The 13,125-nt window shown below is 72.7% G+C and carries 13 protein-coding genes and 1 tRNA gene; 5 read left to right on the forward strand and 9 right to left on the reverse strand.

Annotated elements, in window-relative coordinates; genetic code table 11:
* Window positions 1-12 precede the first annotated feature (12 nt).
* The 3 genes from E0F75_RS13615 to E0F75_RS13625 all read right to left on the reverse strand — a co-directional run bounded on the left by E0F75_RS13615 (window position 13) and on the right by E0F75_RS13625 (window position 2,164).
* The gene (locus E0F75_RS13615) at window positions 13-852 is read right to left on the reverse strand and encodes an SCO1664 family protein (RefSeq protein WP_187622929.1); all 840 of its coding nucleotides are present in this window, start codon (window positions 850-852) and stop codon (window positions 13-15) included.
* Window positions 816-1,406 carry a DUF3090 domain-containing protein gene (locus E0F75_RS13620; RefSeq protein WP_187622768.1) on the reverse strand — a complete coding sequence of 197 codons (591 nt, stop codon included), beginning with the start codon at window positions 1,404-1,406 and terminating at the stop codon, window positions 816-818. The genes E0F75_RS13615 and E0F75_RS13620 overlap by 37 nt, the downstream gene beginning before the upstream one ends.
* A 68-nt stretch (window positions 1,407-1,474) precedes the next feature.
* Entirely contained in the window at window positions 1,475-2,164 is a 690-nt protein-coding gene (locus tag E0F75_RS13625) for a histidine phosphatase family protein (protein ID WP_187622769.1), read from the reverse strand.
* Window positions 2,165-2,271: 107 nt separating this feature from the next.
* On the opposite strand from E0F75_RS13625, the gene E0F75_RS13630 reads away from it, so the two are divergent.
* Window positions 2,272-3,264 carry a magnesium and cobalt transport protein CorA gene (locus tag E0F75_RS13630; RefSeq protein WP_187622930.1) on the forward strand — a complete coding sequence of 331 codons (993 nt, stop codon included), beginning with the start codon at window positions 2,272-2,274 and terminating at the stop codon, window positions 3,262-3,264.
* A 45-nt stretch (window positions 3,265-3,309) separates the two neighbouring features.
* On the opposite strand, the gene E0F75_RS13635 is transcribed toward E0F75_RS13630, so the two are convergent.
* The gene (locus E0F75_RS13635) at window positions 3,310-4,095 is read right to left on the reverse strand and encodes a ferritin-like domain-containing protein (protein WP_187622931.1); all 786 of its coding nucleotides are present in this window, start codon (window positions 4,093-4,095) and stop codon (window positions 3,310-3,312) included.
* A 235-nt stretch (window positions 4,096-4,330) separates the two neighbouring features.
* On the reverse strand, window positions 4,331-5,380 hold the full coding sequence (locus tag E0F75_RS13640) for an LLM class F420-dependent oxidoreductase (protein ID WP_187622932.1): 1,050 nt from the start codon (window positions 5,378-5,380) through the stop codon (window positions 4,331-4,333).
* 130 nt (window positions 5,381-5,510) lie between these two features.
* On the opposite strand from E0F75_RS13640, the gene E0F75_RS13645 reads away from it, so the two are divergent.
* On the forward strand, window positions 5,511-6,488 hold the full coding sequence (locus tag E0F75_RS13645; protein WP_187622770.1) for an aldo/keto reductase: 978 nt from the start codon (window positions 5,511-5,513) through the stop codon (window positions 6,486-6,488).
* A complete protein-coding gene (locus tag E0F75_RS13650) occupies window positions 6,485-8,917 on the forward strand; it encodes a helix-hairpin-helix domain-containing protein (protein ID WP_229312667.1) in 2,433 nt (810 codons plus the stop codon). The genes E0F75_RS13645 and E0F75_RS13650 overlap by 4 nt, the downstream gene beginning before the upstream one ends.
* Window positions 8,918-9,039: 122 nt before the next feature.
* On the opposite strand, the gene E0F75_RS13655 is transcribed toward E0F75_RS13650, so the two are convergent.
* Window positions 9,040-9,732: a hypothetical protein gene (locus E0F75_RS13655; RefSeq protein WP_187622771.1), complete on the reverse strand. Its 693-nt coding sequence runs from the start codon at window positions 9,730-9,732 to the stop codon at window positions 9,040-9,042.
* Window positions 9,733-9,779: 47 nt separating this feature from the next.
* On the opposite strand from E0F75_RS13655, the gene E0F75_RS13660 reads away from it, so the two are divergent.
* Window positions 9,780-9,968 carry a DUF5703 family protein gene (locus E0F75_RS13660; protein WP_015032473.1) on the forward strand — a complete coding sequence of 63 codons (189 nt, stop codon included), beginning with the start codon at window positions 9,780-9,782 and terminating at the stop codon, window positions 9,966-9,968.
* A gap of 110 nt (window positions 9,969-10,078) precedes the next feature.
* Here the strand turns inward: E0F75_RS13660 and E0F75_RS40410 are convergent, their stop codons facing one another.
* From E0F75_RS40410 to E0F75_RS13675, 3 genes are all read right to left on the reverse strand, one after another.
* Window positions 10,079-10,933: a chaplin gene (locus E0F75_RS40410; RefSeq protein ID WP_187622772.1), complete on the reverse strand. Its 855-nt coding sequence runs from the start codon at window positions 10,931-10,933 to the stop codon at window positions 10,079-10,081.
* Between the two features lie 139 nt (window positions 10,934-11,072).
* The gene (gene chpH / locus E0F75_RS13670; RefSeq protein WP_015032475.1) at window positions 11,073-11,306 is read right to left on the reverse strand and encodes a chaplin ChpH; all 234 of its coding nucleotides are present in this window, start codon (window positions 11,304-11,306) and stop codon (window positions 11,073-11,075) included.
* Between the two features lie 188 nt (window positions 11,307-11,494).
* Entirely contained in the window at window positions 11,495-12,829 is a 1,335-nt protein-coding gene (locus tag E0F75_RS13675) for a M20/M25/M40 family metallo-hydrolase (RefSeq protein WP_187622773.1), read from the reverse strand.
* Between the two features lie 208 nt (window positions 12,830-13,037).
* Between E0F75_RS13675 and E0F75_RS13680 the strand changes: the two genes are divergently transcribed.
* Window positions 13,038-13,125, forward strand: a tRNA-Leu gene (locus E0F75_RS13680).

Here is a 13,125-nt window from a genome sequence, read left to right on the forward strand (position 1 = left end):
CTTTCGGCCCCGTCAGACGGGCGGCCAGGGGATCGCCGGCCACTGCCCCGAGGGCTCCGGATGCCGTCCCGTGGTCCGCAGCGCCTCCACGCGGGCGCGTACGGCCGCCACCTCGGTATCCGTGAGCAGTTCCGCCAGACGGGCGGCGAGCGGCTCTCCCGGGGCCAGGGAGCGGTCGAGGGCGTCGAGCACCCCGGCCGCCTCCGCGGGCAGCTCCTCGCCCGCCCAGCCCCACAGGAGGGTGCGCAGCTTGTCGTCGACGTGGAAGGTGACCCCGTGGTCGATGCCGTAGAGGTGTCCGCCGGGGGCGGGCAGCAGGTGTCCGCCCTTCCGGTCGCCGTTGTTGATGACGGCGTCCAGGACGGCGAGCCGCCGCAGCTCGGGCGTGTCCGCGTGGACGAGGAGCGCGGTGCGGTCCTCGGCGACCTGGGCGGGACCGACGGCCTTCCAGCCCTCGCCCGCCTCGTCGTCCTCGGTCAGGGCGAGCAGACGCGCCTCGGGGTCGGCCTCGATCCACAGCTGGACCATGCCCTCCCCGTACGGACCGTCGCGGAGCACCGTCGGCGGGACCAGGCCCCAGCCGGTGGCTTCGGAGATCTCGTACGCGGCGACCTCGCGCTGGGCGAGCGTGCCGTCGGGGAAGTCCCACAGCGGCTGTTCCCCCGCGACCGGCTTGTAGACGCAGGCCGCCTCCCGTCCCTCGTACGCGACGGAGCAGTAGAGCACGGCGTTGGAGGCCTCGCGGACCTGGCCACGCACGGTCAGGTCACCGTGGGCGAGCAGCTCGGCGTCGGGCGGCGTCGGAGGGCTGCTGCTCATGCTCCGCGGCGGTATCCGTTCTGGCGCGGGCAGACATGGCCCTCGGGGTCGAGCGGCAGGCTGCACAGCGGGCAGGGCGGACGGCCGGCGTTGACGACGTCCAGAGCCCGCTTCGCGAAGGCGCGTGCCTGGGCGCCGCTGAGCCGGACCCGGAGCATCGGCGGGCCGTTCTCCTCGTCCTGGAGCATCCGCTCCTCGGCCTCGGCGAGGTCCTCCTCGGACTCCACGTCGAGTTCGACGAGCGCCTGCGCCTCGACGATCATGCGCTGCTCCTCGCCGTCCCAGGCGAGCGCCATGGTGCCGACCCGGAACTCCTCCTCGACGGGTACGTCGAGGGGGGCGGCGTCGGCGACCTCGGCGGGCGCGACGGCGGGGACCGGGGCGTTGCCCCCGGTGCGGCGGACGACCTCGTCGAGGAGTTCGTCCATGCGCTCGGCGAGCGCGGCGACCTGTGTCTTCTCCAGGGCGACGCTGGTGACCCGGCCGGCGGCGGACGCCTGGAGGAAGAACGTACGGCGGCCAGGCAGCCCGACCGTACCGGCCACGAAACGCTCCGGTGGGTCGTAGAGGAACACCTGACGGGACACGTTTCCCGGCTCCCTTGCGTCTCGACAGTCGTACTACAGCGGCGCGTCCACCCTACTGCGCGAGGGGATCACGGTGCGCCCGCACCACCCCCGACCTCAGCGGTCCCGCTGCTGTCGGGGTGCTCGCGCGGGGCGAAGCCGGCGAAGTCCCCGGTGTCGCCCAGGCGGACGAGGAAGGGACGCAGGCGCGTGTAGCGGATGACGGTGACCGAGCAGGGGTCGACGTGGATGCGCTGGAAGAGGTCGAGGTGGAGGCCGAGCGCGTCCGCCACGATCGACTTGACGATGTCGCCGTGCGAGCACATGACGTAGGCGGCGTCCTCGCCGTACTCGGCCTCGATCCGCGCGTTCCAGTCGTGGACGGCGCCGACGGCGCGGGCCTGCATCGCGCGCATGGACTCGCCGCCGGGGAAGGCCGCGGCGGAGGCGTGCGCCTGGACGACCTCCATCAGGGGTTCGTCGTTGAGCTCGGCCAGCTTCCGGCCGGACCAGTCGCCGTAGTCGCACTCGTTGATCCGGTCCTCGACGTGCAGCGGGAGGTCCGGGCGGGCGTCGAGGAGGGGCCGTACGGTCTCCCGGCAGCGCTGCAGGGGGCTGGAGACGACGGCGGCGAGCGGGACGTCCGCCAGGCGCCCGGGGAGCGCGGCGGCCTGGGCGGCGCCCCGCTCGTCGAGGGAGATCCCGGGGGTGCGCCCGGCGAGGACCCCGGAGGTGTTGGCGGTGGAGCGTCCGTGCCGGACGAGGATCAGCGTGGCCATGGCGGCCAGCCTAGGCGGTGCCCGGAGGTGTCCGACGGGCCCCGCCTTACGGGGCCGGAGGCCTCGGGGCGGATCCACGCGTGCGTCGCGAGGCCGTTCGATGGAGAATACGGCGCGTGATCGTGGACTCAGCCATCTACCGGGACGGGCGCCGTACGGACGGCCCCGCCGACCTCTCCGACGCGCTCGACGAGGCGCGGGCCGCCGGGGACGCCTTTCTGTGGGTGGGGCTCCACGAACCCACGGAGGCGGAATTCGACCATGTCGCCTCGGAGTTCGCCCTGCACCCACTGGCCGTCGAGGACGCCCTCAAGGCCCACCAGCGCCCCAAGCTCGAGGTCTACGACGACTCGCTGTTCGCGGTGCTCAAGCCGGTCGACTACGAGCCGGAGAGCGACCGGGTCTCCTCGGGCGAGCTGATGCTGTTCATGGGCGACTCCTTCGTGGTGACCGTCCGGCACGGCGAGGGCGCGCCGCTCGCGCAGGTCCGCCGGCGGCTCGAAGCCGACCCGGAGGTCCTGAAGCACGGCCCGACGGCGGTGCTGTACGCGGTGAGCGACGCGATCGTGGACCACTACCTCGATGTGGCGGGCGAGCTGCAGGTGGACCTGGAGGAGCTGGAGGCGGACGTCTTCGCGCCCACCGGCGGCAATCCCGCGAACACGGCGGAGCGGATCTACACGGCGAAGCGGCAGGTCCTGGAGTTCCGCCGGGCCAGCGGTCCGCTCGCCGGGCCGATGTCCCGGCTCACGGGCGGTTCGGTGCCGTTCGTGAACGAGCGGTCGCAGCCCTTCTTCCGGGACGTCAACGACCATCTGCTGCGCGCCAACGAGCAGGTGGAGGGGCTCGACCGGCTCCTGTCCGACGTGCTGTCGGCCCATCTCGCGCAGATGGGCGTGCGGCAGAACGACGACATGCGGAAGATCTCGGCGTGGGCGGCCATGGCCGCCGTCCCCACGATGGTCGCGGGCATCTACGGCATGAACTTCGACCACATGCCGGAGCTGCGCTGGGTGGCGTCGTACCCGGTGGTGCTCGTGGCGATGGCGGGCATCGTCCTCACCCTGTACCGGATGTTCAAGCGGCGCGGCTGGATGTGAGCCGCCGGCCCGCCCCCTGCGGCCCGGCGGTCGCCCCGGAGCGGGTCAGAACGCCGGGGCGGGGGTCGCGGGCCCGCCGAGGGCGTCGAGTCGCTCGGGCATCTTCAGGCCGACCATGCGGTGCCAGCCCGCGGCGCGCTCGTACCCGTACATCCCGCGGATGCCGGCGGTGAGGACGGCCGCCTTGGGCCTGGGCCAGCGCAGGATCCGTCCCATGTGCCCCATCACGGCGAGGCTGACGTCGCGGTAGACCTGGATCTCGACGAGGGCGGATTCGCGCAGGGTCCGCTGGATGAGCCGGCCGTGTCCCGCGCGCGCGAGGCGCAGCAGTTCCTCGTGGCAGTAGGCGAGGTGGTTCGCCTCGTCGTTGTCGATCATGTGGATGGCCTTGCCGAGTTCGGGATGGCTCCCGAAGTACGTGACCAGCATGTCCATCTGGTCGGCGGCCCGCTGCTCGGTGACCCGGCTGTGGGCGAGGTAGACGATGATGTCCTGCTCGCTCAGCGGCTCGTCGCGGCGCAGCTTGTCGTGTGCGAGGCCGATGCCTCGCTGTTCGAGCAGCATCGTGTAGTCGGTGTCCGGCGGCACCGGGACGGGTTCGAGGCCGCGCTTCCTCATCAACGCGTTGAAGATCCGGCCGTGCTTGTCCTCGTCGGCGCCGTGCCGGGTGATCTTGGGGGTGAGATCCCTCATCCCGGGGGCGACGAGCGCCGCGATCCGGGCGTTCTCCCAGCCGCCCTGGGACTCTCCGCTCGCCGCGATCGAGCAGAAGAGCGCGAAGGACTCGTCGTTGTCGATGATTTCCTGGAACAGGCCCTTGGCCGTGAGCATCGCCGCCACCTCCGTGCGCATGTCCGCACTCCGTCCGGCCCCCGGGACAACGAGTCAAGTGCGGTACGCGGCGAGGGGCAACAGGAGGGCCGGACGGCTCGGCCGAAAGAGTGAGTCCCGAGGGCGTAACCGAGGGCCCCGTGAAGCCGTTGTGCAGCGTGACGGCCGTGGCGGGGAAGACCCCCGAGCCCCCACCACGGCCGCAGAACCTCTTCCTGACGGCGCCCCCTCCGGGTCACGCCAGTCCGGCTCGCTCCATCGCCTCGACGCCCGCCCGCAGCGCCGCCAACCGCTCGTCCAGGGTGAAGCCGGCCGGGGCGAGGGTCAGGGTGGTGACGCCGGCCTCCGCGTAGGCCGTCATCCGCTCGGCGATCCGCTCGACGGAGCCGAGCAGCGAGGTCTGGTCGATCAAACTCTGCGGTACGGCCGCGGCGGCACCCGTCTTGTCGCCGGCCAGGTACTTGTCCTGGATCTCGGCGGCCTCCTTCTCGTAGCCCATGCGCTGCGCGAGCTGGTTGTAGAAGTTCTGCTTGCGGCTGCCCATGCCGCCGACGTACAGCGCGGTGTACGGGCGGAACACGTCGGCGAGGGCGTCGACGTCGTCCCCGAGGGCGAGCGGCACGGTCGGACAGACGTCGAAGCCGTCCATCGTCAGCCCGGCCTTCTCGCGGCCCGCGCGGATGTGCCGGAGCGCGGTCTCCTCCAGGTGGGCGGCGGAGGGGAAGATCAGCAGCGCGCCGTCGGCGATCTCGCCCGTCTGCTCCAGGTTCTTGGGGCCGATCGCGGCGATGTAGAGCGGGATGTGCTCGCGCTCCGGGTGCACGGTGAGCTTGATCGGCTTGCCGGGGCCGCCGGGGAGCGGCAGGGTCCAGTGCTCGCCCTCGTAGCTGAGGCGCTCCCGGGTCATCGCCTTGCGGACGATCTCGACGTACTCGCGGGTCCGGGCCAGCGGCTTGTCGAACTTCACGCCGTACCAGCCCTCGGAGACCTGCGGTCCGGAGACGCCGAGGCCGAGGCGGAAGCGGCCGCCGGTGAGCGAGTCGAGGGTGGCGGCGGTCATGGCCGTCATCGCGGGCTGCCGGGCCGGGATCTGCATGATCGCGGAGCCGACGTCGATCCGCTCCGTCTTCGCCGCGACCCAGGCGAGCACGGTGGGGGCGTCGGAGCCGTAGGCCTCGGCAGCCCAGCAGACGTCGTAGCCGAGGCGGTCCGCCTCCTGGGCGACGGCGAGGTTGTCGCCGTCCATGCCCGCACCCCAGTAGCCGAGGTTGATGCCGAGCCGCATGTCCACGCACCCCTTACCCATCGGTAACGTTCTTGTGGGCGGGACTCTAGCGCGCGGTCGGGGCATCCGACAGGACGTGGTTGTCCACAGGCTCTCTCCGCGTGGTGCCCTGGCCAGTAATCTCGCGCCCATGGAGCAGAGGCATCTCGGACGTACCGGCCTGCGTGTGTCGCGCATCGGACTCGGCACCCTCACCTGGGGCCGGGACACCGACGAGCACGACGCCGCCGAGCAGTTGAAGTCGTTCTGGGACGCGGGCGGCACGCTCGTGGACACCGCCGACGTGTACGGCGGCGGCGAGGCGGAGTACCTGCTCGGCCGTCTCATGGAGCGGCTCGTGTCCCGGCAGGATCTGGTCCTGTCGACCAAGGCGGGCAGCGTGCCGGACCCCGACCGGCGTACGGACGGCTCGCGCGGGCATCTGCTCGCCGCGCTCGACGCCTCCCTCAGCCGGCTCGGCACGGACCACGTGGATCTGTGGCAGCTGCACGCCTTCGACCCGTACACGCCGCTCGAAGAGTCGCTCCAGGCGCTCGACATCGCGGTACGCAGCGGGCGCGCGCGGTACGCGGGCGTGGCGAACTTCTGCGGCTGGCAGCTCGCCAAGGCGGGCACCTGGCAGCTCGGTGGGGACCGGACCCGGCTCGCGGGGGCGCAGCTGGAGTACTCGCTGCTCCAGCGGGGCGTGGAGCGCGAGGTGCTGCCGGCGGCGCAGGACCTCGGAATAGGCCTGCTGCCCTCCTCCCCGCTGGGGCGCGGGGTCCTGACGGGCAAGTACCGCAGCGGGACGCCGTCCGACTCGCGCGGTGCCTCGGAGACGATGGCGCCGTTCGTGGAGCCGTACCTGGACGATGCCGCGAGCAGGATCGTGGACGCGGTCACGACGGCCGCCGACGGCCTCGCGACGACCCCGCTGCACGTGGCGCTCGCCTGGGTCCGCGACCGGCCGGGAGTGACCGCGCCGATCGTCGGCGCGCGCACGGCGCGCCAGCTCGCGGCCGCGTTGTCGGTGGAGACCCTTAGTCTTCCTGACGAGATCTGTCGGGCGCTGGACGATGTGTCGGCGCCCGTGCACCGCTATCCGGATCACGACTGGAGCACCTTGTGACCGAGCCTTCCGGGGAGACCGCGCCCGAGGCACCCGAGGACGTGGCACCCACCGAGGACGTCCGGAAGGACGTACGGCAGGGAGCCGCCGAGCCGGAGGAGCCGGGGACGGCCGAGGAGTCGGCGTCGGCCGAGGAGTCGGCGTCGGCCGAGGAGTCGGCGACCGGCGAGGAGTCGGCGACCGGCGAGGAGTCGGCGACCGGCGAGGAGCCGCCGGCGGCCGAGGAGTCCACGCCGGCCGAGGAGCCCACGGCGGCTCAGGAGCCTGCCGCGTCCGAGGAGTCGGACGAGCCCGCCGCGGCCGACGCGGCAGAGGCGTCGGAGAAGCCCGGCGCGGCCGACGCGTCTCGGGAGTCCGCCGATACCGAGCCCGCCGAAACTGCGTCCGAGACGTCAGAGGCGTCCGAGGAGCCCGCCGCGGACGGCGACGCCGTCGCCAAGGCCGCCGACGCGCCCGAGGTGAGCGACGCGCAGGCCGAGCTCGCCGCGCAGCGGGAGCTGCGGGCGAAGATCGAGGCGCGCAAGGCCGAGAAGGAAGGGCCCCTGGCGAGCGGCGCCAAACTGAGCGGCACGGCTGCCGATCTGCTCGCGGCCGTACGGGCGGTGGAGGGCGGCGCGGCCTCCGGCAGCGCGTTCTACGAGGCCCCCGAGCCCGCACCCCGCCGACCCACCCCCGAAGCGGCCCCCGCGATGACGGTGCGGCCCCCCGTACCGGCGCAGGCGTCCGCCCCGGCTCCCGGCACCACCGCCGCCGTGCGGGAGGCCCTGGCCAAGGGCGGCGCCCCCGAGGCGCTGGCCGGCCAGGTCGCCGCCGCGCTCGGCGAGGGCGCGGCCCAGGCCCTGCTCGACGACCCCTGGCAGCTGCTCGCGGTCCCCGGGGTCCGCCCCGAGCAGGCCGACGGCTTCGCGCGGGCGCTGCTCGGCGCCGCGTGCGGCCCCGACGACCCGCGCCGGACGGTCGCCCTGACGGTGTGGCTCCTGGAGCGGGCCGCGCTCCAGGGACACACGGCGCTGGAGATCGACACCGTGCGCGCCGGACTCGCCGGGCACGCGGTGCCCGATCCCGGGTCGGCCGTCGAGGAGGCGGTGTCCGCGGGCGCGGTCCTCGTCTTCCAGGAGGAGGAGACGGCCGAGGAGGAGCCCGAAGAGGACGAGGAGTCGCCGGAGGCCGCGGAGGCCGCCGCCGAGGAGCCGGCCTCGCCCGTGCTCCTCGGACTCGACCGGTACGCGCTCGCGGAGGAGAGCCTCGCGGACGGCCTCGCCCGGCTGGTCAAGACGGCGACGGCCGACACCTGGGAGGGCTCCGAGCTCGAACGGGCCGCCGGGGCGCACGGCCTCGTGCTGCACACGGGCGGCGAGGCCTCCCGCGCCGAGCCGGTCGCCCTCGCCGCGGCCGCCCGCGAGCGCGGGCTGCGCACCCTGGTGGCCGTCCACGCGGACGGCGGACGGCGCGCGCTCGGCCCCGCCGGGACGGACGCGGTGACGGTCGCCGCGCTGCTCTCCGGAGCCGCCGGGCCCGGCCGGGACGAGGAGGGCGCCTTCGCCCTCGACCTGCTGGTGGTGCTCGACGCGCCGCAGCTGGACGTGGAGTCCGCCGCGATGCTCGTGGAGTCGCTGCCCGACGGCTGCCGACTGATGCTGAGCGGCGACCCGGGGTTGCTCGGCGCGCCGGGTGCCGGCCAGGTCTTCGGCGACGTGCTCGCGGCCCGGGTGTGTCCGCGGATCGCCTCGCGCGTGCCCGACCCGGGCCCGCTCGGCGAGCTGGTCTCGGGCATCGGCGCCGGAGAGCTGAACCAGGTCGAGGCCCCCGGCAAGGAGATCGTGATCGTCCCCGTGCGGGACGCCGGCGAGGCCGTGCACCGTACCGTCCAGCTGGTCGCCGACTCGGTGCCGCGGGCGATCGGCGTCCCCGCCGAGCAGACGCAGGTCGTCACGGTCGGCCACGGCGGCTCGGCCGGTACGCGCGCGTTGAACACCGCGCTCAAGCAGCGGCTGAATCCCGGTCCCGGCCGGTTCGGCGGCTACGACCCCGGGGACCGGGTGGCGTACGCGCCCGTGCCGGGGCGGACGGTGACGGGCACGGTCCTGTCGGCCGACACCGAGGGGCTGCGGCTGCGGTGCGACGACGAGGAGCTCCTCGTACCGAAGGAGCGCGTGGAGTCGGCACTGCGGCACGGCTGGGCGCTCACCGCGCACCAGGCGGCCGGGCTGCGCTGGCCCGCGGTGGTCGTCGTGCTGCCGGGCGACGCCGCCGGGGGCCTGAGCAGGCCGTGGGTGTACACGGCGTTCGGCCGCGCGGAGCGTCATCTGTCCGTCGTGCACGGCGTGGACCAGGCGCTGCCGCGCGCGGTGGCCGAGGGCGTGGCCCCGGAGCGTACGACGCGACTGCGGCCGCTCCTGGAGACGCTGCTCGCCGTGCCCGAGGAGTAGGGCCGAGGCGCAAGGTCCGGGGAACAGGGGCCGGAACGCGGAACGGCGGAGGGCCGGGACACCGATCGTGGTGTCCCGGCCCTCCGCCGTCTCCCCGCGTCTCGCGCGCCCCCGGGTCTCCCTCAGGAGGCGGAGCCGCCGGCCCCGTCTTCATCGCCGTCTTCATCAGCGTCTTCATCGGCGTTGTCATCGGCGTCTTCGTCCTCGTCGAAGACGGAGCTGACGTCGAAGCGGCAGATGATCCGCTCCGGATCAGCTTGCTCGAAGGGGGCGTTGAGCCATTCCCCCGGTTCCGGGAGCTCCTCGGCGGCGGTGACCCAGAGCGTGGAGTCGCCCTCCTCCAGGCCGAACTCCTTGTGCCGGGAGGCGATCTCGTCCGGTTCGTACTCGCCGAACAGCACGCCGAGTGCGGCGAGCGGCGAGACTCCGGCCCGGGCGCCGGGACCGGTGGCGTCCGCCTCGCCGTCGATCTCGGCGATGCGGCGGGCCTGGGCGAGCAGACGCTTCGGTTCCGCCACGGCGTAGTCGCGGCGGATCAGGAGGCTGAGCGCATGCGGTTCGTCGGGTCCGGCGTACGGCGGCAGCGAACCGTCCGCTCCGGGGATCTCGAAGGGAGTGACCTCGTCGTAGCGGTCGTAGAGGAGTTCGTCGTACGCCTCGGCCGCCCCTGCGAGGGCGTTGAAGGCTTCGTAGACGGCCGGGTCGTCGTCACCCGTGCGGCGTTCGACCGCCGCGAGGTGACGGTCCAGTGCGGCTTTGACCGCCTCGGCGGCGGCACGTACCTCGGCAGCGGTGGGCTGCGCAGCATCAGACATGGGACGCACGCTATCCGTAGCGGGCCCGTGCCCGCACAATAGATGCGATGCCGGAATACGAATTTGTCGACGTGTACGTGCCGCGCGGTGTCTCCCGCAAGGAGGCGACGCGGCTGCTGACCGACCATGCCGAGTACGGACACTGGGAGTTGGACCGTCTGAGCCTGCACCGGGACGGGAGCCGCAGAGTGCGGCTGAAGCGGCGGATCATCCGCCAGGTGCGAGCGACCTGGTAGAGCGACGAGAAGGGGCCCCGCGGTCTGCGGGGCCCCTGTGCGTGGTGCGTCGTACGCCGCGCGCGGTGCGACTGGATCAGCCCTCCGCGCGTCCCGGTCGGCGCCGCGGGTCAGGCGGCGCTGCGGGACCGGCGGTAGATCAGCGAACCGGCGAGCAGCAGACCGGCCCCGGCGGGGACGATCACGCCGAGCGGACCGGAACCGGTCTCGGCGAGCTCCTCGACGGCACGGGGCGGAGTGACGCTGTGCTCACCCGGGGTGTTCGGCCCACCCTCGCTGCCGGGAGTACCCGGGTTGCCCGGGGTCCCGGGCGTACCCGGAGTACCGGGGGTGCCAGGCGTCCCAGGAGTACCGGGGTTTCCAGGGTTACCCGGATTCCCAGGGTTGCCGGGGTTGCCAGGGTTGCCGGGGTTGCCAGGGTTGCCCGGATTCCCAGGGTTGCCCGGATTCCCGGGGTTGCCCGGATTCCCGGGGTTCCCGGGGTTACCCGGATTGCCCGGGTTTCCAGGGTTACCCGGATGCGTCGGCTCGATGCCGTTGCCGCAGCTGTTGCCCGCGGCCGCGTTGCCCAGGCCGATGCCCGTGACGCTGTTGCCGCACACGTTGACCGGGACGTCGACGGGCACCTGGACGGTGTTGCCGGAGCCGACGCCCGGGGAGTTGCCGGTGTGACCGCCGGCGGAGGAACCGCCGCCCGGCTTGCCGGGCTTACCCGGCTTGGAGGTGTTGGCGCACTTGTTTCCCATCGCCGGATTGAGCAGTCCGACGACGTTGACGGTGTTTCCGCAGGCGTTCACCGGCACGTGCACCGGGACCTGGACGGAATTTCCGGACGCGACGCCCGGGGAATTCAGGGCCGCACCGTTCGCACCGGAATCGGCGTGCGCATAACCGCCGCCGACTGCGGCGAAAACGCCTCCGGCTGCCGCAACGGTGACAAGACCCTTGCGCGTGACCTGTCGCATAGCTGTTCCCTGCCTGCTCGGCTTCGAAAGAGTGCCACCGGGTGGAACACCCGGGGCGGAAATGGCCACCGGCCCCGGAGTGCATGGCACGCACTCCGGGGCCGGACCGGCTCACACCCTCACGGGGCGAGGCACAACGTCAGGCGTTGACGCAGGTGTTGCCGAAGGCGGGGTTCAGCAGCCCGATCACGGAGACCGTGTTGCCGCACACGTTCACCGGGACGTGAACGGGAACCTGGACGACGTTGCCCGAGAGCACGCCGGGGGAACCGATGGCGGCACCCTGAGCGCCCGCGTCGGCAACGGCCATGCCCGCACCCGCGAGAACGAGACCGCCAGTGGCAGCCGCAGCAGCGACGACCTTCTTGATCATTATTCCTCCTAGTGGGAAATGCGGCCCCAGCCGCGGACCGCACCACCTGTAACGAGGGGGAATGGTGGGGGCTACGAGCCCCCGAGTGCATTCACTCTTTCCGGTCACATGCAAACGCGCGGACGAATTTCGACGGACGTCGTGCACGGAGTCGTGCACGGAGTCGTGCACGGACGTCGCGACCGTCGTCAGCAGGCGTCGATGAAACGGTCCAGGACGCGGGCGCCGAACTTCAGGCCGTCCACCGGCACCCGCTCGTCCACGCCGTGGAACATGCCGGCGAAGTCGAGCTCCGGCGGCAGCTGGAGCGGGGCGAAGCCGAAGCAGCGGATGCCGAGGTCGTCGAAGGACTTCGCGTCGGTGCCGCCGGACAGCATGTACGGCACGGCGCGGGCGATCGGGTCCTCGGCGCGCAGCGCCAGCTGCATGGCGTCGACCAGGGCGCCGTCGAAGCTGGTCTCCAGGGCCTTGTCGCCGTGGACGTCCTCGCGCTTCACGTTCGGTCCGAGGATCCGGTCGAGGTCGGCGAGGAACTCCTGCTCGTAGCCGGGCAGGAAGCGGCCGTCGACGTGCGCGGTGGCCTGGCCGGGGATCACGTTCACCTTGTAGCCGGCGCCGAGCATGGTCGGGGCCGCCGAGTTCCGCAGGGTGGCGCCGACCATCTTGGCGATGCCGCCGAGCTTGGCGAGGGTGCCGTCCATGTCCTCGGGGTCGAGCGGGGTGCCCAGCGCATCGGAGAGCTCGTCCAGGAAGGAGCGGACGGTCTTGGTGACCCGCACCGGCCACTGGTGGCGGCCGAGCCGGCCGACGGCCTCGCAGAGCTCGGTGATGGCGTTGTCGTCGTTGGTCATCGAGCCGTGGCCGGCCGTGCCCTCGACGGTCAGCCGCATCCAGTGCATGCCCTTCTGGGCGGTCTCGACCAGGTAGAGCCGCAGGTTCTCGTTCACGGTGAAGGAGAAGCCGCCGACCTCGCCGATGGCCTCGTCGACCCCGTCGAAGAGGTCCCGGTGCTTGTCGACCAGGTGCCGGGCGCCGTAGGTGCCGCCCGCCTCCTCGTCGGCGAGGAAGGCGAGGACGATGTCGCGCGGGGGCTTGCGGCCGCTGCGCAGCCGGTCCCGGACGACCGCGAGGGTCATCGCGTCCATGTCCTTCATGTCGACGGCGCCGCGGCCCCAGACGCAGCCGTCGGCGATCTCCCCGGAGAAGGGGTGGTGCGTCCAGTCCTCGGCGTTGGCCGGGACGACGTCGGTGTGGCCGTGGATGAGCAGGGCCGGCCGCGACGGGTCCTCGCCCTCGATGCGGGCGACGGTGGAGGCCCGCCCCTTGTGCGACTCGATGACCTGCGGCTCGAGTCCGACCTCCGCGAGCTTCTCGGCGATGTACTCCGCCGCCGCCCGCTCACCCGGGCCGGAGTGGTCGCCGTAGTTGCTGGTGTCGATGCGGATGAGGTCGCGACAGAGGTCCACGACCTCGTTCTCGGCGGTCTCGGCGTTGCCGCTTCGACCCGTGTTCGACTCGCTCACGCTGCTTCCTCCCACTACGTGCCCCACGTGATTGCTTCGGTCCTCTCCCCATCCTCCCGCGTGCCCCCCTCCCCGCCCAAGGGCGGCCCTCGGCCGACATGCGGCTGTCACATGACGGGGGCGACCAGGGGTGGTGATCGACCACCCCGAATGTTTGCTATGGTTTTCCTCGTCGGAAGGGCCCAGCGGCCAGGAAGACAGACACCTTGTCCGGGTGGCGGAATGGCAGACGCGCTAGCTTGAGGTGCTAGTGCCCTTTATCGGGCGTGGGGGTTCAAGTCCCCCCTCGGACACCA

The sequence above is a fragment of the Streptomyces sp. CB02980 genome (assembly GCF_014451325.2).
In the GTDB taxonomy this organism is placed as follows: Bacteria; Actinomycetota; Actinomycetes; order Streptomycetales; family Streptomycetaceae; genus Streptomyces.

Coding starts and splice junctions, on each gene's coding strand:
- E0F75_RS40410 (WP_187622772.1), bottom strand. CDS start 10,933: ATGCGACAGGTCACGCGCAAGGGTCTTGTCACCGTTGCGGCAGCCGGA.
- chpH (WP_015032475.1), bottom strand. CDS start 11,306: ATGATCAAGAAGGTCGTCGCTGCTGCGGCTGCCACTGGCGGTCTCGTT.
- E0F75_RS13640 (WP_187622932.1), bottom strand. CDS start 5,380: ATGCGGCTCGGCATCAACCTCGGCTACTGGGGTGCGGGCATGGACGGC.
- E0F75_RS13660 (WP_015032473.1), top strand. CDS start 9,780: ATGCCGGAATACGAATTTGTCGACGTGTACGTGCCGCGCGGTGTCTCC.
- E0F75_RS13655 (WP_187622771.1), bottom strand. CDS start 9,732: ATGTCTGATGCTGCGCAGCCCACCGCTGCCGAGGTACGTGCCGCCGCC.
- E0F75_RS13645 (WP_187622770.1), top strand. CDS start 5,511: ATGGAGCAGAGGCATCTCGGACGTACCGGCCTGCGTGTGTCGCGCATC.
- E0F75_RS13635 (WP_187622931.1), bottom strand. CDS start 4,095: ATGCTCACGGCCAAGGGCCTGTTCCAGGAAATCATCGACAACGACGAG.
- E0F75_RS13625 (WP_187622769.1), bottom strand. CDS start 2,164: ATGGCCACGCTGATCCTCGTCCGGCACGGACGCTCCACCGCCAACACC.